Origin of the sequence: Micromonospora avicenniae (genome assembly GCF_900156065.1) — a bacterium.
GTDB lineage: Bacteria > Actinomycetota > Actinomycetes > Mycobacteriales > Micromonosporaceae > Micromonospora > Micromonospora avicenniae.
Window position 1 is genome coordinate 402,399 of record NZ_FTNF01000003.1, and the last position, 26,053, is coordinate 428,451.

Consider the following 26,053-nt stretch of genomic DNA (forward strand, 5'->3'; position numbering starts at 1 on the left):
ATGCACGTCCGGAGGTGGACCGCCGGCCTGCTCGCCACCGTCGCCGCGGTGGCGCTGGTGGGCTGCACGTCGCAGAGCCAGGAGAAGTCCTGCGGCACCACCCCGGACGGTGTCATCGAGTGCGCGCCCGACGAGCGGTCGGCGCCGCCGAAGGTCGCCGGGGAACTGCTCACCGGCGGCAACTACGACGTCGTCCAGGCCCGCGGCCAGGTGGTCGTACTCAACTTCTGGGGTTCGTGGTGCTCGCCCTGCCGAGCCGAGGCGGACGACCTGGAGGCCACCTACCAGGCGACCAAGGCCTCCGGGGTGACCTTCCTGGGCATCAACGTCCAGGACAACAAGGACAAGGCGCTGGCGTTCGAGCAGAGCTTCGGCATCAGCTACCAGAGCCTCTTCGACCCGGCCAGCCGGATGGCGCTCGCCCTGGACATCCCGCCGAACACCATTCCGGCGACCGTGGTGCTCGACCGTGAGGGCCGGATCGCCGCGGTGATCCGGGCCGCCGTCAAGCAGGAGGGCCTGAAGCCGATCGTCGAGCGGATCGCCGCCGAACAGCCCAGCAGCGGTCCGAACTGATGGGCGAGACGTTCCGGCAGATCGCCCTCTCCGGGCCGCTGCTGCTCGCCATCGGGGCGGCCGCGCTCGCCGGTCTCGTCAGCTTCCTCTCCCCGTGCGTGCTCCCGCTGGTCCCCGGCTACCTCTCGTACGTCACCGGCCTGGCCGGCGCCGACCTCGAAGGGCGGGCGCGGCAGGCGACGCCGGAGGGCGCGGGCGGCGGCGACTCCGGTGGCGGGGTGGCCGTCGCGGTGCGCCGACGTACGACCCGCGGCGCGGTGGCCGCGGTCAAGGGCCGGGTACTCGCCGGGACGCTGCTCTTCATCGCCGGCTTCACCGTCGTGTTCACCGCCACCGCGGTGCTCTTCGCCAGCGTCGGCAAGGTCTTCTTCGCGTACGAGCGGACGCTGGAGATCGTCATCGGCGCGCTGATCATCCTACTGGGGCTGGCCTTCGTCGGCGTCCTCCCCGGCATGGAACGCGAGTTCCGGATCCACCGGCTCCCGGCCGCCGGCCTGCTCGGTGCGCCGGTCTTCGGCGCGGTCTTCGCGCTCAGCTGGGTTCCGTGCGTCGGTCCGACGCTCGCCGCCGTCACCGGGATGGCCACGGTCAGCGGGCAGATCGACCGGGCCGTGGTGCTGGCCGTGGCGTACTGCCTGGGGCTGGGGATACCGTTCGTCGTCTTCGGGTTGGGCTTCCAGCGCCTGCTCGGGGTCTTCCGCGCCATCCGCCGCAACAGCCGCTGGGTCACCCGGGTCGGCGGCGTGCTGCTGATCGTGATCGGCCTCGCGCTGGTCACCGGCGGGTGGACGAACATCGTGATCTGGTTGCAGACCACCGTCGGCGTGGGTGAGGTGAGCATCTGATGACCGTCGTGGACGAGCGGCCCGCCACCCCGGCCGAGGCGCCCCGTCGCCGCCCGAACCGCCTGCTGGCCCTGCTGCGCAATTCGTGGCGGCAGCTCACCAGCATGCGTACGGCTCTCGTACTGCTCTTCCTGCTGGCGGTCGCGGCGATCCCGGGTTCGGTGCTCCCGCAGCGCAACATCAGCCCGGAGAAGGTCAACGAGTACTTCACCGAGCACCCCGACCTGGCCCCCCGGCTGGACAAGATCGGCGGCTTCGAGGTCTTCGGCTCGGTCTGGTTCTCAGCGATCTACCTGCTGCTCTTCACCTCGCTGATCGGCTGCATCACCCCGCGGATGCGCGACCACATCCGGACGCTGCGGTCGAAGCCGCCGGCCGCGCCGAAGCGGCTCGACCGGCTGCCGCAGCATTCGACGCTGGTTCTCCCGGCCGGTGGCGTGCCGGCGATCGCCGAGGTGCTGCGCCGCCGCCGTTGGCGGGTGATGGTACGTGGCAACGAGGTCTCCGCCGAGAAGGGCTACCTCAAGGAGACCGGAAACCTGATCTTCCACACCTCGCTGGTGGTCGTCCTGGCCGGCGTCGCGCTCGGCCACTGGTACGGCTGGAGCGGTAACCGGCTGCTGGTCGCCGGCGAGGACAAGTCCTTCTGCAACACGGCTCAGCAGTACGCCGAGACGAAGCTCGGGCCACGCGTGGACACCGGCAGGCTGCCCGGCTTCTGCCTGACCCTGGACCGGTTCGACGCCCGCTTCCTGGAGTCCGGGCAGCCGTCGTCCTTCAACGCCACCGTGACCGTGGACGAGCCCGGTGCGGCGACCCGGGAGGCCGACTTCTCGGTCAACTCCCCGCTGCGGCTCGACGGCGCGAACGTGTACCTGCTGGGCCACGGATACGCCCCGATCATCCGCTACACCGACCGCTACGGGCGCAGCCAGACCAGCGTCGAGCCGTTCCTCACGACCGGTGACATGGGCCTGACCAGCGAGGGGCTAGCCGCGTTCCCCGACGCCAACGTCAACCCGAAGACCGGAAAGCGGGACTCGAACCTGCAGATGGCCTTCAGCGGCCTCTACCTGCCGACCGCGCCGGACTCCGCGCCGTTCGTGCGCTCGCAGTACCCGACCGAGCGCAACCCGATGCTCAGCCTGGTCGCGTACCAGGGCAACCTCGGCCTGGACGCCGGCATCCCCGGGTCGGTCTACAAGCTGGACGAGCGGCAGATCCGTACGGGCAAGGTGAAGCAGGTCGGCGACAAGCTGCTCAAGCCGGGCGAGACCTGGAAGCTCGACGACGGCAGCAGTGTCGAGTTCCTCGGCACCCGGAAGTACGTCACCCTCTCCGTACGGCACGACCCCGGCTCGGGCATCCTGCTGGTGAGCTGCGGCTTCCTGCTCGCGGGTCTGATGGGATCGCTCTTCGGACGGCGGCGCCGGGTCTTCTTCCGGGTGACGTCCGGTGGATCCGCGGACCCCACAGGCGAAACTCCGACGAGCGGTAGTAGTTTGGTCGAGGCCGGTGGGTTGCCGCGCACCGACTATCCAGGGTTCGCAGACGAGTTCGCGCAGCTCGTCTCCGCGATCAGCGGTGACGGGCGGCCGGACGAGCGGGTCGGCACGGATCGCGACGACAGCGACCGGGCCGGGATGCGGGAAGGGACCAACTGATGTCCGCACTCTCCGACCAACTGGTGACGTTCGCGATCCTGGCGTACCTGGTCGCGATGATCAGCCACGCCGTCGAATTCGCGCTCGGCAACGTCCGGGCCCGGGTCCGGGTCGCTGCCGCGCGTCCCGTCCGGGAACTCGTGGGCGCCGGGGTCGGCGCTCCCGGCGACACGGTCGCCGCGCCGACCGACCCGGCGCCGCCGGTGACGGTCGCCACCGGCCGCTCCGCCGGCCGGGCCCGGCTGGCCGGCCGGATCGCCGTCGTGGCCACCGCGGTCGCCGCTCTGCTGCACCTCGCGGCCCTGGTCACCCGCGGCGTCGCCGCCGACCGGATGCCGTGGGGCAACATGTACGAGTTCGTGCTCACGGTCACCTTCATCGGTGTCGCCGCCTGGCTCGTGGTGCTCGCCAAGCGACCGTCGCTGCGCAAGCTCGGCCTGTTCCTCACGCTGGTGATGGTGCTGCTGGTGGCCACCGCCGAACTGGTGCTCTACGTGCCGGTGGTGCCGCTGGTCCCGGCTCTGAATTCGTACTGGTTCGTCATCCACGTCTCGACCATCGTGTTCAGCTCCGGGATCTTCCTGCTCGGCGTGGTGCCGGCGGTGTCGTTCCTGATGCGCCGGGGGTACGAGGCGGGCAAGCGCAGCTTCCCGTACACCCTGGCGAAGCGGCTGCCGTCGGCGGCCGCGCTGGAGCGGCTGACCTTCGTGCTGCACGCCTTCGCGTTCCCGATCTTCACGTTCGCGGTGATCGCCGGCGCGATCTGGGCCGAGGCGGCCTGGGGCCGCCCGTGGGGCTGGGACCCGAAGGAGACCTGGGCGTTCATCTCCTGGGTGGTGTACGCGGGCTACCTGCACGCCCGGGCCACCCCGAGCGTGAAGCGGAACGTGGCGACCTGGATCGCCGTGCTCGGCTTCTTCACCATGCTGATGAACCTGTTCGGCGTGAACATCTTCTTCACCGGCCTGCACTCCTACGCCGGCCTCAGCTGACCAGCCGCCCCGGGGTCGACGCACGCGATGCCCGGCTGTTGCTGGCCGGCGCGGCGGGCTTCACCGACGAACTGCGGCGACTAGCCGGCCACCGGACGGATGTGATCCTTGCCGACCCGGGCCGCCTCTACGCGGGCGAGTGACGACCGCGGGACGAGACGAGTCCGCTGAGCAGCTCGTCGATCCGTAGCGTGACCTGGTAGGCCGCCTCTGGCACGTCGGCGAGTTCGAGGCGTTCCGCGCGCAGCGCGAGCTGAGCGTGCAGCTCCCGGGCGACCGCGTCGCGCAGCTCGGCCAGGAGGGGCGACAGACCGTCCGGGTCTCCCACGACGTACGCGTCCGACATGCCCTCCAGGTTCCGCCCGGTCGGCGCGGCCCGCCAGAGTCGGTGACATTTCTCCCGACCCGGCGCGAGCACCGGCGACGTCAGACCCCGCACCAGCCGGGTAGGTCAGGCGCCGAACCAGCCGGGCACGTCGAGGCGGAACCAGTTCGCCGGGGTGACGGCCCGCAGGTCGTCCTCGATGGCGGCGACCCGTTCCGCCCCGAGCGTGGCCACCCACCGTTGCCGGAGCTGGTCGAAGACGACCGCCGAGCGGCGTAGCCCGTCGTACCCGCGGTCGGTCATCCGCACCAGCTTGCGCCGGGCATCGCGGGGGTCGTCGGCCCGTTCCAGGTAGCCGAGGGCCACCAGCCGGTCCACCGTCTTGCCGGCCGCCTGCTTCGAGACGCCCAGCCGTTGGCCCAGTTCGCCGGCGGTTGTGCCGTCGGGGCCGACGGCCTGGAGCACGAAGCCGTGCAGCGGCCTCAGCTCGGTGTGCCCCTGTCGGGCCAGCTCGGCGTGCAGATCGTCGATGAGTGCCCGGAAGCCCGCCAGCAGCAGCAGTGGCAGCAGGAAGCCCGGTCGCTCGGCGTCAGTGGTTGCCATACTCGACAACCACGTTTACTATTCCGTCAACCACGTTGACGATCCTAGGTCATCGCTGGTCGGGTCGTGTTCGCCGACCTGGCTCACCCCTCGATGAAAGGTCACCCGTGCCAATCTTCACACCGCACACCGCCGATACCGCCCCCGCCGCCGCCCGGCCGGCCATTGAGGGGGCGCGCCGCAAGCTCGGCCACCTGCCCGCCGCCGTCGGACTCCTGGCCGAGTCCCCGGAACTGCTCAACGGCTTCCTCACCGTCAGCGCCATCTTCGAAAGGTGTGCGCTCGACCCGGTGGAGCGGGAGGTCGTCGTGCTGACCGTCGCCACCAGCAACGAGTGCCACCTCTGCGTCGCCATGCACACCGCGACCCTGACCCAGCACGACGTCGCCCCCGAGCTGATCGCCGCGCTGCGCGCCGGCGTACCGCTACCCGACGACCGGCTCGAGGCGCTCCGGCGCTTCACGCTCGCCGTGCTCGACCGGCGGGGTGCCGTCCCGGAGGACGAGTTGACCGCCTTCCTGGCCGCCGGCTACCTGCCGCGCAACGCCCTGGACGTGGTTCTCGGCGTCGGGACGTACACCATCTCCACCTTCGCCAACCGCCTCGTGGACGCGCCGCTCGACCCGGCACTGGCCGCACACGCCTGGGCACCGTCCTGACCTTCGCCGGTCACCCGGCTTCGGCCGCCACCCGGTCGAGCCACTCGCCGATCAGCGCGTCGAACAGTGCCGGCTGCTCGATCTGCAGGTTGTGGCCGGCCACGTCGAGCACCGCGAACGTCGCCCGTGGGTAGTGCGGCAGCAACGCGAACTGATCGAGGTAACCCACGGCGTGGTCCTGGCGTCCGGTCAGGACCAGGGCCGGGCGGGTGAACGGCGCACCGCCCTCGGGATCCTCGCTGAGCGTCCAGCGCTGCCGGATCCGCGCCATCGCATCGGTGTCGGCGACGTCCAGGCCAGCCAGCACCTCCTCGCGGAACCGGCGGAGCGTCTCCGGGGTCTGCACGACCGCCATGTCCGCGAACTCCTCGGCGGTCCGGGCGTCGACGGCGGCGAGCAGCTCCGGGTCGGGGCGCAGCACCTGCGGCTCCGGCACCCGCCGCTCGGCGTGCTCCACCGCGGTGCCGACGGGGCAGACCAGCGCCAACCCGAGCACCTGCGCGGGCCGGGCCCGGACGAGGGCCCGGGCGAGGTAGCCGCCGTACGACTCGCCGACGAGCAGGAACGGGTGGTCGCCAAGGGTGTCGTCCACGAAGTCCAGCACCGCGGCGAGCACATCGTCGGAGCTGGTGATCGACGGCGGCGCCGGGGAGGCCCCCATGGCCGGCAGATCGGGGTACAGCCGCCGGTAGCCGGGACGCGCGGCGAATACGGGCTCCAGGCAGCCGAGCATCAGGCGGTGGTCCGGCGTCCAGCCGTGCAGCGCGAGCACGGGCGTCCCGACACCTCGCTCGACGACGTTCAGTGATACGGAGGTGCGGCGCGGCATCAGGTTTCCTTTCGTCCCCGGCGGTGGCGCACGCATGGTGCCGACACGCCCCGACAGATTCGGCCCGGATCGGCGCGGTTGTGAGGCAGGGCACACGGCGTGACGCTGCGGACCCGGCTGGGGCGGTGCGGGGGGCGGTGCGGGAGACTGGCAGGTATGGCGGCTCGTGGCTTCCCGTACACCGATCTCAAGGACTTCCTCGCGGCCCTGGAGCGCGCGGGCGAACTGCGGCGGGTGAGCGTCCCGGTCGACCCGACCCTGGAGATCAGCGAGATCGTCACCCGGACGGTGCGCGCGGGTGGTCCGGCGCTGCTCTTCGAGCGCCCGACCCGAGGTGAGATGCCGGTGGCGATCAACCTCTTCGGCACCGAGAAGCGGATGGCGATGGCGCTGGGCGTCGAGTCGCTCGACGAGGTCGGCGCGCGCATCGGCGAGCTGATCAAGCCGGAGCTGCCGGTCGGCTGGTCGGGCATCCGCGAGGGGCTCGGCAAAGTGATGCAGCTCAAGTCGCTGCCGCCGCGCAAGGTGAAGACCGCGCCGTGCCAGCAGGTGGTGTACCGCGGGGACGACGTCGACCTGAACCGGCTCCCCGGCCTGCAGGTGTGGCCCGGCGACGGCGGGATCTTCCACAACTTCGGGCTGACCCACACGAAGCACCCGGAGACCGGCAAGCGCAACCTCGGCCTGTACCGGCTCCAGCAGCACGACCGCAACACCCTCGGCATGCACTGGCAGATCCACAAGGACTCCACCGCGCACCACGCCGTCGCGGAGCGCCTCGGCCAGCGCCTGCCGGTCGCGGTGGCGATCGGCTGCGACCCGGTGGTGTCGTACGCGGCCTCCGCGCCGCTGCCCAGCGACATCGACGAGTACCTGTTCGCCGGGTTCCTGCGGGGCGAGCGGGTGGAGATGGTGGACTGCCTCACCGTGCCGTTGCAGGTGCCGGCGAACGCGCAGGTGGTGCTGGAGGGCTACCTGGAGCCGGGCGAGCGGCTGCCGGAGGGCCCGTTCGGCGACCACACCGGGTTCTACACCCCGGTCGAGCCGTTCCCGGTGCTGCACGTCGAGACGATGACCATGCAGCGTGACCCGGTCTACCACTCGATCATCACGTCGAAGCCGCCGCAGGAGGACCACGGCCTCGGCAAGGCCACCGAACGGATCTTTCAGCCGCTGCTCAAGATGCTGATCCCGGACATCGTCGACTACGACCTGCCGGCCGCCGGTGTCTTCCACAACTGCGCGATCGTGTCGATCCGCAAGCGCTACCCGAAGCACGCGCAGAAGGTGATGAACGCGATCTGGGGCGCGCACCTGATGTCGCTCACCAAGCTCATCGTGATCGTCGACGAGGACTGCGACGTGCACGACTACAACGAGGTGGCGTTCCGCGCGTTCGGCAACGTCGACTACGCCCGGGACCTGCTGCTCACCGAGGGGCCGGTGGACCACCTCGACCACTCGTCGTACCAGCAGTTCTGGGGCGGCAAGGCGGGCGTCGACGCGACCCGCAAGCTGCCCGAGGAGGGCTACAGCCGGGGCTGGCCGGAGGAGATGCGGATGTCGCCCGAGGTGGTCTCCCTGGTCGACAAGCGTTGGAAGGAGTACGAGATCTGATGGCGGTCCTCGACGCGCCGGTGGAACGGCCGGGCAGGGTCAAGTCCTTCCTCCGGCTGGTCACCATCGAGCACTCGGTCTTCGCGCTGCCCTTCGGCTACCTCTCCGCGCTCACCGCGATGCAGGTCAACGGCGGCCACGTGCGCTGGCTCGACCTGCTGCTGATCACGATCGCGATGGTCGGGGCGCGGACGTTCGCGATGGCCGCCAACCGGATCCTCGACCGGCGGATCGACGCGCGGAACCCGCGTACGGCCAAGCGGGAACTGGTCACCGGGGCGGTGAGCGTACGGACGGCCTGGACCGGGGCGCTGGTCGCGATTGTGGTCTTCCTGGCCGCCGCCGCGCTGCTCAACCCGCTCTGCCTGGCACTCGCCCCGCTCGCCGTGGTGCCGCTGGTCGTCTACCCGTACGGCAAGCGGTTCACCAACTGGCCGCACGCGATCCTGGGGATCGCCCAGGCGGTCGGGCCGGTCGGCGCGTGGCTGGCCGTAACCGGCACGTTCGACGGCTCCGGTCCGGCGTGGCTGCTCGGCGCGGCGGTCGGCCTCTGGATCGGCGGCTTCGACCTGATCTACGCCTGCCAGGACATCGAGATCGACCGGCAGATCGGGGTGCACAGCGTCCCCGCCAGGTACGGTGCCCGCTTCGCGCTGCACGCCTCCACCGTCGCGCACGTGGTGACGTTCGCCCTGTTCCTCTGGTTCGGCGCCCTGGTCGGCTTCGGCTGGCTCTGGTGGATCGGCCTGGTGCTGACCGCGGCCGCCTTCGCGTACCAGCACCTGGTGGTCAGCCCGACCGACCTCAGCAAGGTCAACCGGGCGTTCTTCACCGCGAACGGCTTCGTCGGCATCGCGTTGTTCGTGCTCGCCCTGCTCGACCTGGTGGTCCGGCTCGGCCTGCGGGCGTGACCGGGTGAGGCGGGACGGCATGCGTGAGCCTTGGGTGGTCGGCGTCTCCGGTGCGTCCGGTACCCCGTACGCGGCGGCCGTAGTGCGGGGGCTGCTCGACGCGGGGGAGCCGGTCGACCTGATCGTCTCGCGAGCGGCCCGGCTCACGCTGCTCGACGAGACCGGCCGCCCGTTCCGCGACGCGCACTGGGCCGACGACCTCGCCGGCTGGCTCGGCCGGGACCTGGGCGACGCGGATGTGCGGTACTGGCCCGCAGGCGATCTCGCCGCCGGGCCGAGCAGCGGCTCGTACCGCGTGCGTGGCATGACGGTGGTGCCGGCGAGCACCGCGGCCTGCGCGGGCATCGCGATCGGCCTCTCCAAGGACCTGCTGCAACGGGCGGCGGAGGTCAACCTCAAGGAGCGCCGGCCGGTGGTGGTGGTGCCCCGGGAGACCCCGGTGACCCGAAGCCATCTCGAGCACTTGATCGCGTTGCACGACGCCGGTGCGGTGGTGTTGCCCGCCAGCCCCGGCTTCTACGGTGCCGGTGCGTCCGCCTCGGCTCAGCAGCTCGTCGACTTCGTGGCAGGAAAGGTGCTTGACGCGCTGGGCGTGTCGCACACGCTGTTCCGGCGTTGGTCGGGTGAGCTCGGCGCGGCCCGGGACTGACATCGCCGATCACCGGGCCGCAGGGTGGTACGCGAACCGGGCACCGTGGCCCGGCCCACGCGGTAACCTCGCACCAGACTCAATACATGCCGGCGTTGGCCGGACCGGGACCGGTCGAGGCAGCCGGACCGGCATTTCGTGGCCGGCCCGCCTCGTCGGTCTCCTCCAGCATGCCCTCCCCCTCCAGCAGGGCCCGCACCTCGGATTCCCGAAACCGGCGATGCCCGCCTGGAGTCCGGATGCTGCCGATCCGGCCCGCCGCTGCCCATCTCGTCACAGTCTTCGGGTCAACCCGAAACAATGCGGCAACTTCACCCGGTGTCAGCAGGCGATCTCCAGTGTCCACAGCCCCCTCCTCGCATCGACGAAGCCCCCGGCTGAACACACTGCCCCCGGCCGGTGCGAGCCCAGAGCCGTCATGAGGGACGTATGGCAATTACAGCACCAGCGACCTGGCCTGTCCGCCAAACGCGAAAAACGCACTGAGTGGGAAGTTAGTCAATGGTACCGGCGATGCGCTCCTTTGACCGTACGTACGCGAACTGTTACGTCCTGTCATATTCAACGGGTGCCGAAGTCCCTGCGTTACGTGTGACGAGCTAGTCTCACCATCCGTGGACGCCATCGACCTCAACCTCGTGGACCTGCTGCGCAACAACGCCCGCCTCTCGTACGCGGAGCTCGCGCGTCAGGTCGGCCTCTCCGCGCCGGCCGTCCACGAGCGGGTCGGCAAGCTGGAGACCAGCGGTGTGCTGCGGGGCTACCGGGCCGACGTCGAACCGGAGGCCGTCGGGCTCGGGGTGACCGCGCTCATCGGCATCGTGGAGGACTCCGGCGCCGACACGGACGACGTCCTCGCCGCCTTCCGGAACATGCCCGAGATCGAGTCCTGCTACTTCATGGCCGGGGTCGAGTCGTTCCTGCTCAAGGCGCGGGTCGGCACCATCGCCGAGCTGGAGCAGCTGATCGTACGGCTAAACCGGACACCCGGGGTCGCCTCCACCCGGACCAGCATCGCGCTCTCCACCAAGTGGGAGAACCGCCCACAGCCGGTCAGCCCACCCGCCGCCTGATCGCGTCGACGGCGCGCCTGCTCAGACCAGCGGTCGAGTCTCGTCCCCGTCCGGTTCAGCGCGGGTCGATCCGCTCGGCGAGCCCCGGGTAACGCAGCACGTACCCCTCACCGTCCAGGTCGATGTCGGCGCTGTAGGTGTCACTGGCGAACCGCACCCGGCCCGGCCCGAGCGACGTGTAGACCTGCTCGGCGGCCACCACCACCAGGCTGGGCATCAGCACCCAGGCCACGGTGATCCGGTGCGCCCGGTCGGCCGGCGCGCTGCGCAGCCCGAGCCGGTGCACCGGCAGCGTGTTGAACAGCGGGGAGCCGCCGAGGTCGACGTCGAGCGCGTCCGCCAGCCGGTCCGGGTCGTCGGTGCCGGGTAGCCCGGCCGGCGGGTACCCGGCCGCCGCCAGCGCCGCGTCCAGGTCACCCTGCTCGGCGGTGGTCACGCGCCATCGGCCGGCCGCCCGTTCCAGCCGTACGCTGCGCAGCCAGCCCGTGCCCTCCACCTCGATCTCGACGCGGGTGGTCGTCCAGTCCGGATCGGTGTTGACCTGGTAGCGGCCGGTCCACTGGACCGGGTCGACGGCGAGCATGGTGCCGCAGGCCGCCAGCCCCTGCGCGTCGTCGAAGAGGGTGTGCTCGGCGCCGGCCGTGTCCGTCCGGGTCCAGAAGAGCGACTTCGGCATGCTCGGCATGAGCCGACGGTACGCGACCGGACCGTCGCCGGCAGCACATGCGCGAACGCCGTCGCGGAGCGTGAACTCCGCGACGGCGTTGCGACACGTCGATGCCGTTGAACGGATCTTCCTCGACGCCGGCCCACCTCAGTCGCCGGCGACAGCAGGTCGATCAGGATCAGTGGGTACGGGCCGGCGTCCGGTCGCCGTAGCCACGGCGCTCGTCGCGGGGCCGGTCGTCACGACCCCGGCCCTCGGTCCGGTAGCCACCCCGGACGTCCCCGGGACGGTCGTACCGACGCTCGCCGTAGCCACGTTCGCCCTGCGGGCGGTCGCCGTGGCGGCGGTCGCCGTACGTGCGTTCGCCCTGGGGCCGGTCGCCGTGGCGCCGCTCGTCGCGCTCGCCGCCGTACCGGCGTTCGTCGCGGGGACGGTCCGACGCCCGGTACCCGGAACGGTCGTCGCGCCCGGCGGAGACGCGCTCGCCGCGCGGCCGGTCGCCGTACCGGCGCTCGCCGCCGCGCTCGCCGAAGCGGCGCTCCGGGCGGTCACCGATGCGGCGCTGACCACCGGAGCGGGCGCCCGGACGGCGCGGCTCCTCCGGCTCCTCGCGAACCGGGACACCGCTCGGCTCCCGGGCACCGGTCAGCTCGGCGAGGGCGGGGTCGCCGGCCCGGACCCGGGTCTCCGACGGCGCGACCCCGGCCTTCTCCATCATCGCGAGGGTGGTCCGGCGTTGCTTCGGCAGCACGAGCGTGGCGACCGCACCGGACTCGCCCGCTCGGGCGGTCCGACCGGCCCGGTGCAGGTAGTCCTTCGGGTCCTTCGGCGGGTCGACGTGCAGCACCAGGGTGACGCCGTCGACGTGGATGCCGCGTGCGGCCACGTCGGTGGCGACCAGCACGTTCATCCGGCCCTCGCGGAACTCCGCCAGGGTGCGGGTACGCATCCGCTGGGTCTTGCCGCCGTGCAGCCCGCCCGCCCGTACGCCCACTGCGGCGAGCTGGCCGACCAGCCGGTCCACACCGAGCTGGGTGCGGGCGAAGACCATGGTCCGACCCTGGCGGGCGGCGATCGACGCCACCACCGGGAACTTGTCCTGCGGCGGGATGAGCAGCACGTGGTGATCCATGGTGGTCACCGCGGCGGTCGGCGGTGCGGTCGAGTGGGTGACCGGGTCGGTCATGAACCGCTTGACCAGCGTGTCCACGTCGCCGTCGAGGGTGGCCGAGAAGAGCAGTCGCTGTGCGTCCGCCGGAGTCTTCGCCAGCAACTCGGTGACCTCGGGCAGGAAGCCCATGTCGGCCATCTGGTCGGCCTCGTCGAGCACGGTGATCTCGACGTCGTCGAGGTGGCAGACGCCGCGCTCGATCAGGTCGCCGAGTCGTCCGGGGGTGGCGACGACGATCTCCACGCCGCGGCGCAGCGCGTCGATCTGCCGGTCGTACGGCACACCGCCGACGGCGGTCTTGAGGAACACGCCGACCGCCTTGCCCAGCGGCAGGAGGGCGTCGTTGACCTGCATGGCCAGTTCCCGGGTCGGAACCAGGACGAGGGCGCGCGGGCGCAGCGGTCGCGCCCGGTCCCCGGCTGCGACGCGGGCGAGCAGCGGCAGACCGAACGCGAGGGTCTTGCCGGAGCCGGTCTGCCCACGGCCGAGCACGTCCCGGCCGGAGAGGGCGTCCGGGAGGGTGGCGCTCTGGATCTCGAACGGGGTGGTGATGTCCTGCCGGGCGAGCGCGCGGACCAGCGGCTGGGGCAGTCCGAGGGCGGCGAAGTCCCGGGGGGCCTCGGCGACCTGCGTGCTGGCCTGCTCCGCGGAGTCCTCCTGCGCGGGCTGGTCGGCCGGTACGGCATCGAACGCGGACGGGAACGTGCTGGGGTCAGCAAAGGTGGTCAAGAAGTGCCTTTCGAGCGGGGCGCATCTTCGCGATGGCCCGCCGCAGCTCGACGCCGCGCGAATCGCCCGCAAGACCGCCCATGGGCGCGCACGGTGCGCGCCAGGTGAATGATCACGACAAGTGTACGGCGACCACCGCGAGCCGCCACCCACGTGGAACCGCAGTGGGCGGACTCACCGTCGGATCGCCCGGTCGCAGGGCGGGTTGATCAGCTGTTGAGCACGTTGCCGATGAGCCCGTCGACGGCGTCTCCCGCGACCAGTACGAGCAGCACGCTGATCACCACCAGCAGACCGAGGGAGGTGGCGAGCACGATCACCACCCGGGTGGTGCGCGACCGTTCCGTAGGTGTCGGTGTGTCCGCCCAGCCCTGGGCCAGAATGTGCCCGGTCAACGAGCCGGAGTTCTCGACCGCGTTGTTCGGTAGCGCGATGGTGGTGAAGCCCGGCCCGTCGGTGGAGTCGCCGCCGTAGACGGTGCCGGCCAGGTCCGGCCCGCCGTCGTACCGTCCGGCGCGGCCACCGGCCGGCTTGCCGCCGCTGGGCGGAGCGCTGCGGGTACGACTGCCGTCGGCCGGCGTCGAGACCGGTCCGGCGGACGCCGACGGGGACCACGACGTGGCGGGAGGCGGCGGGAACGGCGGTGCCGGGGTGGGGCCGGGCGGCGGCGGTGGCGGTGGAACCGGCGGTCCGGGCGGCGGTGCCGGCGGTCCGGGCATGGGCGGTACCGGCCCGGGCGGTACCGGCCCGGGCGGCGGCTCGGGGCGCGGCCCCGGCGGGTACGGACCCGGGGTCGGCGGGGTAGGCCGCGGCGACGGCGGGGCGGGCGACGGTGGGGTGGGCTCGGGTAGCGGAGGAGTGGGCGCGGGTGCCGGCTCCGGTTCCGGGGTGGGTGGCTTCGGCGGCTGCGCCGGCTCGGGCGGCTGTACCGGCTCGGGGGGTTCGGGGTTGACCGGTCCCGACCGGTACACCGCCGGCGCGCCGGCCCGCGCGTCGTTGGCGGCCTGCGCCTCCGACGCCGTCACCCGGCCGGGTGTCGACACGGTGGCGCTGGCCCGGGCGACCGCGGCCGCCCCGTCGGTCGTCGCCGAGCTGGGCGTGGGCGCACCGGCCCGGGCGGCTGGTGTCGCATCGTCGGCAGTGGCCTTGGTCGTACCCGGGACCGTGGCGCTGGCCCGAGCCGGCCCGACCGAGCCGTCACGCTGGCTCGGCAGGCCCGCTGCCGAACCGACGGAACTCGCCGTCGGTGCGGCCTGGCCGGTCGCCCGGTAGGTCGTGCCGGGGCTCGGACCGTCCTTCGGCGTCTCGGCCGGGCTCGAAGCGGTGGCGGCGGCGACGCTGGCCCGGGCCCGAACCGGGGCTGCCGGGGGTTCCGGTGCCGGCCGCTCGACAGGAGGTGCCGCCGGCGTCGCCGCGGGTTCCGCCACCTCCGCCGGATCCTTCTGCTCGGCCATCTTCGCCCCTCCGCCCACGCCTGCGCCCCCGCACCCGGCCGGAACCGGGTGTCTGGGTGTCACGGTGCCACATTCTCCCCGGGTGGCACACCCGGAGTCGCTGCTTGCGGGCTCAGCTGTCGCGGCTCGGGCTCGCCGAACCGCTCGCGGACGGGCTGCTGCTCGCCTCGGCGCTGCGGCTGGCCGAGGGAGAGCTCGAGGCCGAGGAAGTCGGCGTCGGGCTGGTGGACGGCGTGGAATCCGGCGTCTCGCTCGGGCTCGGCTCCGTGGAGGGCGGCGGGCTCGTCGTCGGCGAACCGGAGGGCGATCCACTGGGCGAACCACTGGGAGAACCGGAAGGCGACCCGCTGGGCGACCCGGTGGGCTTCGGGGTCGTCGTTGGCTTGGGGGTCGTCGTTGGCTTCGGGGTCGTCGTTGGCTTCGGGGTGGTCGGCGGTTTCGGGGTCGTCGTGGGAGCCGGAACGGCGCCGATCACGCGGGTCGCGGCGTAGAGCCGGGACCAGGTGACGGTAGAGATCTTGACGACGTCGCCGGTGGTGGGCGCGTGCACCATCTTGCCGTTGCCGATGTACATGCCGACGTGGTGGATCGTCGTCCAGCTGCTGCCCGAGGCGAAGAAGAGCAGGTCGCCGGGGAGCAGCGCGTCGCGCGCCACGGTGCGGCCCCGGGTCGCGTAGTACTGGTCGCGGGAGACCCGGGGCAGGTCGAAGTAGTCGGCGCCCTTCGACCGGTAGGCCGCCCACATCAGGCCCGAGCAGTCGAACCGGTCCGGCCCCTCCGCGGCCCAGAGGTAAGGGTCGCCGAGCTGAGCGAGCGCGTAGCGAACGGCGGCCAGCGCACGCGGGTTAGCGGCCATCCCGTTGGCGCCCTGGCCCTGCACGTACCCGGCGCCGAGCTGCTGCTCGCTGGCCTCCTGCTGGCGTTCGAGCGCGACGAGTTGGTCGGCGTTGTCCTCGCGCAGCTTGAGGAGCTTCGCCTCCGCGGTGTGCAGAGCCGTCTCGCTGGTGGTGAACTCGGTCCGGACGGCGCCCAGTTGCGCCTCGGCCGTCGTGTAGTTCTGGTAGGCCGTCTGCTCGGCGGCCTGGGCGCGGGCCAGCTCGCCGGTCGCGGCGGTGGTGGAGCCCTCGACCTTCTCGCCGCGAATGATCCGCTGGAGCCGGCTGAGCCCGTCGATCTCCTCGGCGAACTCGGCGGACGGCAGCGCGGCGGCGGCCTTGAACGCGTCGGCGGCCGCCTGGTCGGCCTGCTGCTGGGCCTGGGTCAGCGTGTCGCGGGCGAGCTTCAGCTCCCGGTCGGCGTTGGCGAGCTGGGTCTCCGCGTCGGTGCGTTTCTGCCGTAGCTGCAGCAGTGTGTCGCCGAGCAGGCCGACCTCGGTCTCGGCGGCATAGATCTGGCTGGCCAGCGGCCCGGTGCCGAGGTTGCCGGCCGGTGCGCCCGTCGTCGGGTTCGTCGTGACGGGCGCGCCGCCGGGCAGTTGAAGCGTCCCCGTGATGGTGGGCCGGGCCCCCGAGTCCGGTACGGCGGCGGGTGGCGCCGGCTCGGCGTACACCGGAGCGGCCATCACCGCAGCGGCTATCGCGCCGAGCAGAGCGGCCCAGAGTCGTGGTCGCAACACCGGCGAGATCACCGGGCTCCGCCGTCGCCGTCGTCGCCCGTGCCCGCTGCCGACCATCCCGCTCCCCATCCGCCGAGCAGTCACCGCGCCGGGGTGGACGCGGCCGTGGGGACGCTACCAGTGAACCTTTTTCAACCCGGACCGCGGATCGCCGTGTTCCGACCCGCGCCCGCGGCCACAACGGACCACAAAGCGGGTGAAAAAGGGTTCAGTGTGTCCCTCCCCACCCTGTCTTACCTCAGTCGGCGCAGCCTTGTCGATGTGTGGTCGGGTTACGGATGGCTGAGAATGTGGTTAACGCGGCCGCGGACCGTGCCGGTGGAGTCGCCGGCCGCCCGTCGTACGCTCGATCGGGACCGCGGGTGGAAGGGACGTGCCATGGACGCCGGACTCAAGCGTGAGCTCGAAGCGAAGGTGTACGCCGGGGAGCGGCTCAGCCGGGAGGACGGGATCGCCCTCTACGAGAGCGACGACCTGGCCTGGCTCGGGCGGCTGGCGCACCACCGGCGCACCGAGCTCAACGGCGACCGGGTGATGTTCAACGTCAACCGGCACCTGAACCTGACCAACGTCTGCTCCGCGTCGTGCGCGTACTGCTCGTTCCAGCGCAAGCCGGGCGAGAAGGACGCCTACACGATGCGTATCGACGAGGCGGTCCGCAAGGCGAAGGAGATGGAGGACGAGCAGCTCACCGAGCTGCACATCGTCAACGGCCTGCACCCCACCCTGCCCTGGCGCTACTACCCGAAGGTGCTGCGGGAGCTGAAGGCGGCGCTACCGAACGTCAAGCTCAAGTGCTTCACCGCGACCGAGGTGCAGTGGTTCGAGAAGATCAGTGGGCTGAGCGCCGACGAGATCCTCGACGAGCTGATGGACGCCGGCCTGGAGTCGCTGACCGGCGGTGGCGCGGAGATCTTCGACTGGGAGGTCCGCCAGCACATCGTCGACCACGACTGCCACTGGGAGGACTGGTCGCGGATCCACGCGCTGGCCCACCGCAAGGGCATGAAGACGCCGGCCACGATGCTCTACGGCCACATCGAGGAGCCCCGGCACCGGGTCGACCACGTGCTGCGGCTGCGCGAGTTGCAGGACGAGACCGGGGGCTTCGCGGTCTTCATCCCGCTGCGCTACCAGCACGACTTCGTCGACTCGGCGGACGGCAAGATCCGCAACCGGATCCAGGCGCGTACGACGATGGCCTCGCCGGCCGAGTCGCTGAAGACCTTCGCGGTGTCCCGGCTGCTCTTCGACAACGTGCCGCACGTCAAGTGCTTCTGGGTGATGCACGGCCTGTCGGTCGCCCAGCTCTCGCTCAACTTCGGCGCGGACGACCTGGACGGGTCGGTCGTCGAATACAAGATCACGCACGACGCGGACTCGTACGGCACCCCGAACACCATGCACCGGGAGGACCTGCTCAACCTGATCTGGGAGGCGGGTTTCCGCCCCGTCGAGCGGGACACCCGGTACAACGTGGTGCGCGAGTACGACGCCGCCCCGTCGCTGGCGGAGCGCCGGGCCGAGCCGCAGCGGGTCTGGGCCTGACCGGCACGTACTCTCGTAGGGCGATGACTGAACAGCAGAGCGGTTTCCCCCGGCGCGACGCCGAGGGGCGGATACGTTTCCTCGGCGACCTGCTCGGGATCAGCCTTGCCGGCTGGGTGATCGGGGTGCTCGCCCTGGTCTTGTTCGACTGGGCGTTCTCCTCGTTCGGGGCCGGCGGCTCCGGGCGGGCCAACGGGTGGCTCTCGGTGATCCTTCCGGTCTGGCTCTTCTGGGAGGACTTCCGTGCCTGGGAGTTCGGCGCGGCCCGGGTGATGGCGGGACTGGTCGCCGCCGCTGTCGGGGTGGTCGTCGGGCTGCTGGTGGCCGGTCTGGCCGCGGGCCTGCCGGGGCTGCTCTCCGGCGCGCTGGCGGCGGCTGCCTTCACGGTGGTGTACGCCGTGGTGTGGTTTTCCGGGGTCCGCTGGCTGGCTCGCCGGACGGGCTGAACCGCCCCTCGCGGGCTGAGGCGTCCGCCGGACCGACCGGCGGAGCGGGAACGGAGTGGTGCAGGTGAGCGCGGCGGTCAAGTACACGCTGGGGCGGATAGGGCTGTTCGTCCTCGTGTTGGCGGCCCTCTGGCTGGTCGACATCAACGTCTTCCTGAAGCTGATGCTGGCGTTGGTCTTCTCCGCCGCGCTCTCGTTCTTCCTGCTCAAGGGCTGGCGGGACGAGATGGCCGAGGAGATGGCCGGCGCCGCGCAGCGCCGCCGGGACGAGAAGGAGCGGCTGCGTTCCGCCCTGGCGGGCGAGGACGAGTCGAGCGAGGGCGAGCGGCAGGACGGCCAGCCCCGGTAGCTTTCGCCGGTGCGGGGCGAAGCCGGCGAGAAAACGGGGCAACGCGGCCGGGCCCGTCCCGCTAATCTCTGCCGCCGTGGGGATCTTCAGCAAGATCAGTGACTGGCGGGCCAAGTTCTTCCTCTGGGTCGGCCTTCCGATCATCGCAGTCATCGGATTCGTGGCGGGCACCGGCGACCTCGTGCCGGCCTGGCAGGCGCACGGCGGTGGCGGCGACTCCGGCACCTTCACGGCGGTGCACCAGGAGTGCTCCCGGCGTAGCTGCACCTGGTACGGGGACTTCACGACCGACGCGGGCACCACGCGCGAGGACGTGATCCTCTACGACGCGCCGGACGCGCTCTCGGAAGGTGAGACCGCGCCGGCCCGGGACACGGGCGCGAGCGACGGCGTCTTCTCCGCCACCGGTGGTTCCACCTGGTTGCTCGTCACCGGGCTCACCCTGGCCGGCCTGGTGGCCGCGGTGGCCTGGGTGATCGTCATCCTGCGGGCGGTCCGCCGGCGCCGCGAGCAGAAGGCGGCGGACGAGGCGTTCCTCGCCGCGACCGGACTGAACTGAGCGTAGGGCGAGCCCGGCACGGTCGACCGCGACCGTGCCGGGCTCGTCCGCTGTCACCAGTTGGTCGAGCCGGGCACCTGCGGCCAGGCCTTGTCGACCGGCTTGATGAGGTACGCGACGCCGCCGGAACCGCCGGAGACCCCGCCGCTGGCATTGATCCGCTTGGTACGCAGCCAGATCTGCTCGAACTGCTCTCGCTGGTAGACGTTGCGCACCACCTCGTTGCTGGACGAGGCCGGGTCGTTGACGATGACGTCGCCGTCCGCGGTGAAGCCGACCACCACGAACAGGTGGCCGGAGGTGCCGTAGTTCGCCCCGTCCAGCTCGCTGGCGAGGAAGGACTGGCTGGTCACGACCGGGATTCCGGCGGCGATGAAGCGTTCCACCTCGTCCAGGGAGTGCAGCCGGGTGACGCGTCCCTCCAGCCCAGTGAAGCTGGCGGCGTACGCGGTGTTGAACGGCCAGTTGCCCGCGCCGTCGTACGCGTAGTCGAAGGTCATCCGCGCCGCGTGGTTCACGGTCGGGTCCGGGTAGGTCGGGTCCACCCAGGCGGTGTCCGCCTCGGACGGCTTCCGTCCCCAGTACTCGATCACCATCTCAGTGGAGGTGGGGGAGCACCACGCCTCGCCGCCGCCGTCGTACTCGGGGTAGTGCCCGGCGTGCACGTTCTGCGAGTACCGGGGCACCGGCAGCTCGACGCCCCAGGCGATGTGCCCGGCGCTCGGCGCGACGGTGAACCGGTCCGGGACGTTGGAACTCATCGCTCCGAGCATGTGCACGACCGGCGCGGCGGCCTGCCCGGGCGCCCGGTAGAGGGTCAGCCGGAGCTGGTACGAGCGCAGCAGCACCCCGGCGGACGCGTCGTCGATGCTGAACGTGTCGGTCCAGATCGTCGACCACGGGTCGCCCTGGCCGTTCACGGTGGTCCGCTTGACGTCCGTGTCACCGGAGGCCCAGCGGCCCATCACGTACCACGGGGTCTTGTCGCCGGTGTTGTAACCGCCTTGGAGCTCGACCTGGATCCAGGTGCCGGCGGGGGTCTCGGCGTTCCAGGAGGCGACCAGTTCGGTCGCGTCGAAGCCGACCGCGGTGACCGGGGAGGTCCAGGTGGCGTACTCCCAGGTGCGGGTGACCCCGGTGTGCGGGTCGGTGTAGTCGGTGGTGCCGGCAGGCCGGGCCAGGGTCAGGCCGGGGCGGGCGCCGGGTACGGCACGGGTGCCGGAGTGGCTGCCCTGCCCCCAGTCGGGGTAGCGGGACCAGTCGTGGAAGGTGACCTGCTCGTCGTGGCTGATCGGCTGACCGGCCGCCTGGACGGTCGCGGTGGGGGAGACCGCGTTCGCCGGTGCGGCGGTGCCGAGGAGGGTGAGCGCGGTGACGCCGGCGAGGGCGGCCACGCTCAGGCGTGATCTGACCATGGGTGCTCCGCGGGGGTGTGGTCGGGCATCGTCGCCGGTCAGTCTCCCGCTCGCAGAGAAGTTTCGCCATATCTACATGGATGGAAAATCATTGCCGGGGCGATGATCGGCTTGGCATGGAATAGGCGACGGCCGATATTGATATGACCATGTGACGGGTGGTGGAGTGTGCTCCACCGAGCGGGATCTCCCGCCCCCCGAGGAGGTTGACCATGGCCTTCCGTACACCCCTCCGTCTCCGTCGCGCCCTGGCGCTCGCCGTCGCCGCCGGCCTGGGGCTCGTCACCGTGGCCACCGGGCCGGTCTCGGCGCGGCCGGCCGAGGAACCCGGCGGCTCGGCCGCCGCGGCCTACCGGGTGCTCGGCCCGCGTACCCTCGCCGACCGCAACGCGGTGGCGCGCACCGGAGCCGCCATCGACTACAGCGAGCACGGCGTGCTGCACGTCTCGGCCACCACTGCCGAGGCCACCGCGATCACTCGGCTGGGCTTCCGGCTGGAACCGGACGCCGCGCCGCCCGCACGCGACCATGGCGAGGTCGGCACCCTCGCCTTCCCGCCCGCCGACTCGAACTACCACGACTACGCGGAGCTGACGGCAGTGGTGAACCAGGTCGTCGCGGACCACCCGACGATCGCCCGCAAGCTCAGCATCGGCAGCTCGTACGAGGGCCGTGACCTGATGGCCGTGAAGATCTCCGACAACGTGACCACCGACGAGAACGAGCCGGAGATCCTCTTCAACGCGCAGCAGCACGCCCGCGAGCACCTGACCGTGGAGATGGCGATCTACCTGCTGAACCTCTTCACCGACGGGTACGGCAGCGACTCCCGGATCACGAACATCGTGAACGGCCGGGAGATCTGGATCGTGCCGACGGTGAACCCCGACGGCAGCGAGTACGACATCGCCACCGGCTCCTACCGCTCGTGGCGCAAGAACCGGCAGCCGAACAGCGGCTCCTCGGCGATCGGCACCGATCTCAACCGGAACTGGGGCTACCAGTGGGGCTGCTGCGGCGGCTCGTCCGGCTCGACCTCGTCGGAGACCTACCGGGGCCCGTCGGCGTTCTCCGCCCCGGAGACGCAGGCGCTGCGGAACTTCGTCAACAGCCGGGTGGTCGGCGGGGTGCAGCAGATCAAGGCCAACATCGACTTCCACACGTACTCGCAGCTCGTGCTCTGGCCGTTCGGCTACACGACCGCCAACACGCCGAGCGGAATGACGGCCGACCAGTACAACACCTTCGCCACCATCGGGCAGCAGATGGCGGCCACGAACAGCTACACGCCGGAGCAGTCCAGCGACCTCTACATCGCCGACGGCACCAGCATCGACTGGATGTGGGCGACGCACGGCATCTGGGCGTACACGTTCGAGATGTACCCGGGGTCGGCCGGTGACGGCGGCTTCTACCCGCCCGACGAGGTGATCCCCGCGCAGACCTCCCGCAACCGGGAGGCCGTGCTGATGCTCAGCGAGTACGCCGACTGCCCGTACCGGGCGATCGGCAAGCAGGCGCAGTACTGCGGCGGAGGTGGTGGCGGCACCACGGTCTGGTCGGACACCTTCGAGACCGCCACCGGCTGGACGATCAACCCGAACGGCACGGACACCGCCACCGCGGGCGCCTTCGAGCGGGGCGCCGCGCAGGCCACCACGTCCAGCGGAGCCAAGCAACTCACCCCGTACGCCGGCAGCAACGACCTGGTCACCGGCCGGCTCGCCGGGTCCGCGGCGGGCGACTACGACCTCGACGGCGGCGTGACGAGCGCCCGGTCGCCGGCGGTGGCGCTGCCGTCGAGCGGCACGCTCACCCTCTCGCTGGCCTGGTACCTGGCGCACGGCTCGAACTCCTCGTCGGCCGACTACCTGCGGGTGAGCGTGGTGCACAACGGCGGCACCACCACCCTGTTCAACCAGGCCGGCGCGGCGACCAACCGCAACGGCTCCTGGGCGATGGCGAACCTGAACCTCACCCCGTACGCCGGGCAGAGCGTACGGATCCTGGTCCAAGCGGCGGACGCCTCGGGCGCGAGCCTCGTCGAGGCGGCTGTGGACAACGTCACCATCACCGCCTCCTGATCCGGTGGGGCCCCGTCCCGCCCCCGACGGGGCCCCACCCGCCCACCCGAGGATCGGGGCAATTCGGTAACCAGCGGCCGATCGGCTCGACCTCGGGGCGGTCGGACGATCGAGCTACCTGGATGGGCCCCTTCATCGATGGGGCCTGGTCTGCTGGTGCGCTACGGTCTTACCGACCGTTCCCAGCGAAGCCGGTGTGACTCCGGTGCTGTCCCGCAACTGTGATACCCCTCCCCGCGGAGGGGACGAGCCAGGTCGCCTGCGGATCGGTCGCGACCCGCGCTCTCGAGGAAGGGCGCCTCGCGGACGGGCGCTGTGTCCCTGTCGGCGAAGCACCACGCTCCTCGACCGACAGGAGGACCGATGTCCAGACGTACCCCTCGGCTGTTCGCCGCGACCCTCGCGATCGCCGCACTCGCCCTCGGCGCCTGTGCCGACAAGACCGACGACGCCCCCGAGGCCGGCACCGGCCAGTCGGCCGCCGCCTTCCCGGCCACGGTCGGCAAGGTCACCCTCGACAAGCGTCCCGAGAAGATCGTCTCGCTCACGCCGAGCGCGACCGAGATGCTCTTCGCCATCGGCGCCGGCCCGCAGGTGACCGCGGTCGACAACAACTCGAACTACCCGGCGGACGTGCCGAAGACCGACCTCTCCGGTTTCCAGCCGAACGCGGAGGCTATCGCCGGCCGGAACCCCGACCTGGTGGTGATCTCCGACGACCGGAACAAGATCGTCGACCAGCTCGCCAAGCTCAAGATCCCGGTCTACCTCACGCCGGCGGCGACCACCCTCGACGACACGTACCAGCAGATCACCGAGCTGGGCACGCTCACCGGGCACCCCACCGAGGCGGCCGACCTCACCCAGCGCATGCGCGACGAGATCGCCAAGCTGGTGAAGGACCTGCCGCAGCGCCCGGAGAAGCTCACCTACTACCACGAGCTGGGTACGGAGCTGTACAGCGCGACCAGCAAGACCTTCATCGGCTCGCTCTACGCGATGGCCGGCCTGGAGAACATCGCCGACCCGTCGGACGCCGACGGCAAGAACGGCGGTTACCCGCAGCTCTCCCAGGAGGTCATCGTCAAGGCCGACCCGGACTTCATCTTCCTCGCCGACACGAAGTGCTGCCAGCAGAACGGCGACACGGTCAAGGCGCGCGCCGGCTGGTCCGGGATCACCGCGGTGAAGAACAACCAGGTGGTCGCGCTCGACGACGACATCGCGTCCCGCTGGGGGCCGCGCGTGGTCGACCTGCTCCGGTCGATCGTGGACGCGGTCGCCAAGGTGCCCGCGTGACGGAGCACCGTCGGTGACCAGGGTCGCGCCCGTGACCCCCGAAACGCCGCCCGCCCGGCCGGCCGGGGCGGCGACCCCGTCCCGGCCGGCCGGCCTGCGACCGGGCTGGCTGGCCGCCGGGGTCGTCGCGGTGCTCGTCGCGCTGGTGGCCGGGGTGTCGCTCGGCCCGGTCACCATCCCGCCGGGCAGCGTCGCCGCCGAACTGCTCAACCTGCTGCCCGGGGTGCACCTGGACAGCGGGCTCAACGAGCGGGAGATCGCCATCGTGACCGAGCTGCGGCTGCCCCGCGTGGTGCTCGGCCTGCTCGTCGGCGGGATGCTCGCCCTGGCCGGCGGCTGCTACCAGGGCGTGTTCCGCAACCCGCTGGCCGATCCGTACCTGCTCGGCGTGGCTGCCGGGGCGGGCCTCGCGGTGACCGCGGTGATCGCCCTCGGCGGAGCCGGCACGGAGGGTGCACTCACCGGCCTGCCGCTGACCATCCCGCTCGCCGCGTTCGCCGGCTCGCTGGGCGCGGTGGCGTTGACCTACCTGCTCGGCGCGGCGGGCGGCCGTAACCGGTCCCCCGCCATGCTGATCCTGGCCGGGGTGGCCGTCTCCGCGTTCCTCTCCGCCGGGCAGACCTACCTGCTGCAACGGCACTCCGACAGCATCCAGGCGGTCTACTCCTGGCTGCTCGGCCGGCTCGCCACCGCCGGCTGGCACGACGTGCTGCTGGTCCTGCCGTACGCCGTGCTCACCGCCGTCGTGGTACTGCTGCACGGCCGGGAACTGGACGTCCTGTCGGTCGGTGACGACGAGGCGAGCAGCCTCGGCCTGCACCCGCAGCGCTCCCGCTACCTGCTGATCGCCGCGGCCTCGCTCGGCACCGCCGCGGCGGTCTCCGCCACCGGTCTGATCGGCTTCGTCGGCATCATCGTGCCGCACACCGTGCGGCTGCTCGCCGGATCGAGCTACCGGGTGATCCTGCCGCTCTCCCTGCTCTTCGGCGCCGCGTTCCTGGCGCTCACCGACGTGGCGGCACGTACCGTCGCCGCACCCGCCGAGATCCCGATCGGCGTGGTCACCGCCCTGCTCGGCGGCCCGTTCTTCGTCCTGGTCCTGCGTACCGCCCGGCAGGCGCTGACGTGAGCGCCGCACCCGCGGTCGAGGTGCGTGACCTGCACGTCACCCTGGACCGCACGCCGATCCTCGCCGGCATCGACCTGACCGTCGCCGTCGGCGAGTGGGTCACCGTGATCGGCCCCAACGGCGCCGGCAAGTCGACCCTGTTGCGCGCCGTCGGCGGGCTGCTGGCCGCGCCGGGCGCCGTCGCTCTCTTCGGTACGCCCATCGAGTCGCTGCGCCGGCGGGACCGGGCCCGGGTGGTGGCCACGGTGGCGCAGTCCCCGGTGGTGCCACCTGGCATGTCGGTGCTGGACTACGTGCTGCTCGGCCGCACCCCGTACATCCCGTCGCTGGGGCGGGAGTCGGCCGCCGATCTGGCCGCCGTGCACGAGGTGCTGGCGCGGCTGGACCTGACCGGATTCGTACGGCGCGAGCTGGCGACCCTCTCCGGCGGTGAACGGCAGCGGGTCTTCCTGGCCCGGGCGCTCGCCCAGGGGGCCACGCTGCTGCTGCTCGACGAGCCGACGAGTGCGCTGGACATCGGCCACCAGCAGGAGGTGCTGGACCTCGTCGACCAGCTGCGCCGCGAGAACGGCCTGACCGTCGTCGCCACGATGCACGACCTGTCGATCGCCGGCGAGTACGCCGACCGGATGGTGCTGCTCGCGGCCGGCCGGGTGGCCGCCGCCGGGACTCCCCGCGAGGTGCTCACCGAGCGACTGCTAGCCGAGCACTACAAGGCCAGCGTCCGCGTGATCGACGGAGACCACGGCCCCCTGATTGTCCCCGTCCGCCGCCGCTGACCCCGCCCCCCTCAACGTGCCTCTTCCACTGAAAGAGTGGCCATTCCGCGCGGAATAGCCACTCTT

Annotated in this window: 27 protein-coding genes and 1 riboswitch; of the genes, 18 read left to right on the top strand and 9 right to left on the bottom strand. The window is 71.6% G+C overall.

Annotated features, from left to right (window positions below):
• From BXA10_RS07570 to ccsB, 4 genes are read left to right on the top strand one after another with little or no spacing between them, the layout of a single operon-like run.
• Positions 1-576 carry a TlpA family protein disulfide reductase gene (locus BXA10_RS07570; RefSeq protein ID WP_076469298.1) on the top strand — a complete coding sequence of 192 codons (576 nt, stop codon included), beginning with the start codon at positions 1-3 and terminating at the stop codon, positions 574-576.
• Positions 576-1,421: a cytochrome c biogenesis CcdA family protein gene (locus BXA10_RS07575; protein WP_076469016.1), complete on the top strand. Its 846-nt coding sequence runs from the start codon at positions 576-578 to the stop codon at positions 1,419-1,421. Before BXA10_RS07570 ends, BXA10_RS07575 begins: the two co-directional genes overlap by 1 nt.
• Positions 1,421-3,085, top strand: coding sequence for a cytochrome c biogenesis protein ResB (gene resB / locus BXA10_RS07580; RefSeq protein ID WP_076469018.1), 1,665 nt, complete (start codon positions 1,421-1,423; stop codon positions 3,083-3,085). The genes BXA10_RS07575 and resB overlap by 1 nt, the downstream gene beginning before the upstream one ends.
• A complete protein-coding gene (gene ccsB / locus BXA10_RS07585; protein WP_076469021.1) occupies positions 3,085-4,077 on the top strand; it encodes a c-type cytochrome biogenesis protein CcsB in 993 nt (330 codons plus the stop codon). Before resB ends, ccsB begins: the two co-directional genes overlap by 1 nt.
• Before the next feature lie 127 nt (positions 4,078-4,204).
• Here the strand turns inward: ccsB and BXA10_RS07590 are convergent, their stop codons facing one another.
• Both BXA10_RS07590 and BXA10_RS07595 read right to left on the bottom strand, forming a co-directional pair.
• Complete coding sequence (locus BXA10_RS07590; RefSeq protein ID WP_076469023.1) at positions 4,205-4,423, bottom strand: hypothetical protein; 219 nt, start codon at positions 4,421-4,423, stop codon at positions 4,205-4,207.
• Positions 4,424-4,528: 105 nt separating this feature from the next.
• Entirely contained in the window at positions 4,529-5,005 is a 477-nt protein-coding gene (locus BXA10_RS07595) for a MarR family winged helix-turn-helix transcriptional regulator (RefSeq protein ID WP_076469026.1), read from the bottom strand.
• 107 nt (positions 5,006-5,112) lie between these two features.
• On the opposite strand from BXA10_RS07595, the gene BXA10_RS07600 reads away from it, so the two are divergent.
• Positions 5,113-5,664 (top strand): carboxymuconolactone decarboxylase family protein, encoded by a 552-nt coding sequence (locus BXA10_RS07600; protein ID WP_139337908.1) that lies wholly within the window; start codon positions 5,113-5,115, stop codon positions 5,662-5,664.
• A 10-nt stretch (positions 5,665-5,674) separates the two neighbouring features.
• Here BXA10_RS07600 and BXA10_RS07605 read toward each other — a convergent pair whose 3' ends face one another.
• Positions 5,675-6,493 (bottom strand): alpha/beta fold hydrolase, encoded by an 819-nt coding sequence (locus BXA10_RS07605; RefSeq protein WP_076469029.1) that lies wholly within the window; start codon positions 6,491-6,493, stop codon positions 5,675-5,677.
• A 156-nt stretch (positions 6,494-6,649) separates the two neighbouring features.
• On the opposite strand from BXA10_RS07605, the gene BXA10_RS07610 reads away from it, so the two are divergent.
• Genes BXA10_RS07610 through BXA10_RS07620 form a run of 3 tightly spaced genes read left to right on the top strand, consistent with a single transcriptional unit; the run spans position 6,650 to position 9,670 of the window.
• Positions 6,650-8,110, top strand: a complete 1,461-nt coding sequence (locus BXA10_RS07610) for a menaquinone biosynthesis decarboxylase (protein ID WP_076469032.1) — start codon at positions 6,650-6,652, stop codon at positions 8,108-8,110.
• A complete protein-coding gene (gene mqnP, locus BXA10_RS07615) occupies positions 8,110-9,021 on the top strand; it encodes a menaquinone biosynthesis prenyltransferase MqnP (RefSeq protein ID WP_076469035.1) in 912 nt (303 codons plus the stop codon). Before BXA10_RS07610 ends, mqnP begins: the two co-directional genes overlap by 1 nt.
• A 19-nt stretch (positions 9,022-9,040) precedes the next feature.
• Positions 9,041-9,670 (top strand): UbiX family flavin prenyltransferase, encoded by a 630-nt coding sequence (locus BXA10_RS07620; RefSeq protein WP_076469038.1) that lies wholly within the window; start codon positions 9,041-9,043, stop codon positions 9,668-9,670.
• 79 nt (positions 9,671-9,749) lie between these two features.
• Here BXA10_RS07620 and BXA10_RS07625 read toward each other — a convergent pair whose 3' ends face one another.
• Complete coding sequence (locus BXA10_RS07625) at positions 9,750-10,016, bottom strand: BldC family transcriptional regulator (RefSeq protein ID WP_076469042.1); 267 nt, start codon at positions 10,014-10,016, stop codon at positions 9,750-9,752.
• A 268-nt stretch (positions 10,017-10,284) separates the two neighbouring features.
• On the opposite strand from BXA10_RS07625, the gene BXA10_RS07630 reads away from it, so the two are divergent.
• A complete protein-coding gene (locus BXA10_RS07630; RefSeq protein ID WP_076469045.1) occupies positions 10,285-10,743 on the top strand; it encodes an Lrp/AsnC family transcriptional regulator in 459 nt (152 codons plus the stop codon).
• 55 nt (positions 10,744-10,798) lie between these two features.
• On the opposite strand, the gene BXA10_RS07635 is transcribed toward BXA10_RS07630, so the two are convergent.
• The 3 genes from BXA10_RS07635 to BXA10_RS32390 all read right to left on the bottom strand — a co-directional run bounded on the left by BXA10_RS07635 (position 10,799) and on the right by BXA10_RS32390 (position 14,029).
• Positions 10,799-11,428 carry a putative glycolipid-binding domain-containing protein gene (locus tag BXA10_RS07635; RefSeq protein WP_245828157.1) on the bottom strand — a complete coding sequence of 210 codons (630 nt, stop codon included), beginning with the start codon at positions 11,426-11,428 and terminating at the stop codon, positions 10,799-10,801.
• Positions 11,429-11,588: 160 nt separating this feature from the next.
• Complete coding sequence (locus tag BXA10_RS07640; RefSeq protein ID WP_076469047.1) at positions 11,589-13,310, bottom strand: DEAD/DEAH box helicase; 1,722 nt, start codon at positions 13,308-13,310, stop codon at positions 11,589-11,591.
• A 209-nt stretch (positions 13,311-13,519) separates the two neighbouring features.
• Positions 13,520-14,029 (bottom strand): hypothetical protein, encoded by a 510-nt coding sequence (locus BXA10_RS32390; protein WP_139337909.1) that lies wholly within the window; start codon positions 14,027-14,029, stop codon positions 13,520-13,522.
• A gap of 229 nt (positions 14,030-14,258) precedes the next feature.
• Between BXA10_RS32390 and BXA10_RS30735 the strand changes: the two genes are divergently transcribed.
• Positions 14,259-14,582 (top strand): hypothetical protein, encoded by a 324-nt coding sequence (locus BXA10_RS30735; RefSeq protein ID WP_139337910.1) that lies wholly within the window; start codon positions 14,259-14,261, stop codon positions 14,580-14,582.
• Positions 14,583-14,876: 294 nt separating this feature from the next.
• On the opposite strand, the gene BXA10_RS07650 is transcribed toward BXA10_RS30735, so the two are convergent.
• Entirely contained in the window at positions 14,877-16,436 is a 1,560-nt protein-coding gene (locus tag BXA10_RS07650) for a C40 family peptidase (RefSeq protein ID WP_076469050.1), read from the bottom strand.
• Positions 16,437-16,757: 321 nt separating this feature from the next.
• On the opposite strand from BXA10_RS07650, the gene mqnE reads away from it, so the two are divergent.
• From mqnE to BXA10_RS07670, 4 genes are all read left to right on the top strand, one after another.
• Positions 16,758-17,927, top strand: a complete 1,170-nt coding sequence (gene mqnE / locus BXA10_RS07655; protein ID WP_076469053.1) for an aminofutalosine synthase MqnE — start codon at positions 16,758-16,760, stop codon at positions 17,925-17,927.
• Positions 17,928-17,950: 23 nt separating this feature from the next.
• Positions 17,951-18,373, top strand: a complete 423-nt coding sequence (locus tag BXA10_RS07660) for a hypothetical protein (protein ID WP_076469056.1) — start codon at positions 17,951-17,953, stop codon at positions 18,371-18,373.
• Positions 18,374-18,437: 64 nt separating this feature from the next.
• Positions 18,438-18,722: a DUF4229 domain-containing protein gene (locus BXA10_RS07665; protein ID WP_076469308.1), complete on the top strand. Its 285-nt coding sequence runs from the start codon at positions 18,438-18,440 to the stop codon at positions 18,720-18,722.
• Positions 18,723-18,798: 76 nt separating this feature from the next.
• Entirely contained in the window at positions 18,799-19,281 is a 483-nt protein-coding gene (locus BXA10_RS07670; protein ID WP_076469059.1) for a hypothetical protein, read from the top strand.
• A 53-nt stretch (positions 19,282-19,334) separates the two neighbouring features.
• Here BXA10_RS07670 and BXA10_RS07675 read toward each other — a convergent pair whose 3' ends face one another.
• Positions 19,335-20,696 (bottom strand): C39 family peptidase, encoded by a 1,362-nt coding sequence (locus BXA10_RS07675; protein WP_076469061.1) that lies wholly within the window; start codon positions 20,694-20,696, stop codon positions 19,335-19,337.
• 212 nt (positions 20,697-20,908) lie between these two features.
• On the opposite strand from BXA10_RS07675, the gene BXA10_RS07680 reads away from it, so the two are divergent.
• From BXA10_RS07680 to BXA10_RS07695, 4 genes are all read left to right on the top strand, one after another.
• Positions 20,909-22,780, top strand: coding sequence for a M14 family metallopeptidase (locus BXA10_RS07680; RefSeq protein WP_076469063.1), 1,872 nt, complete (start codon positions 20,909-20,911; stop codon positions 22,778-22,780).
• Positions 22,781-22,917: 137 nt separating this feature from the next.
• Positions 22,918-23,057: riboswitch (cobalamin riboswitch) on the top strand.
• Between the two features lie 86 nt (positions 23,058-23,143).
• On the top strand, positions 23,144-24,079 hold the full coding sequence (locus tag BXA10_RS07685) for an ABC transporter substrate-binding protein (RefSeq protein ID WP_076469066.1): 936 nt from the start codon (positions 23,144-23,146) through the stop codon (positions 24,077-24,079).
• Positions 24,080-24,110: 31 nt separating this feature from the next.
• Positions 24,111-25,208 (top strand): FecCD family ABC transporter permease, encoded by a 1,098-nt coding sequence (locus BXA10_RS07690; protein WP_076469068.1) that lies wholly within the window; start codon positions 24,111-24,113, stop codon positions 25,206-25,208.
• On the top strand, positions 25,205-25,987 hold the full coding sequence (locus tag BXA10_RS07695) for an ABC transporter ATP-binding protein (RefSeq protein WP_076469071.1): 783 nt from the start codon (positions 25,205-25,207) through the stop codon (positions 25,985-25,987). Before BXA10_RS07690 ends, BXA10_RS07695 begins: the two co-directional genes overlap by 4 nt.
• Positions 25,988-26,053 lie beyond the last annotated feature (66 nt).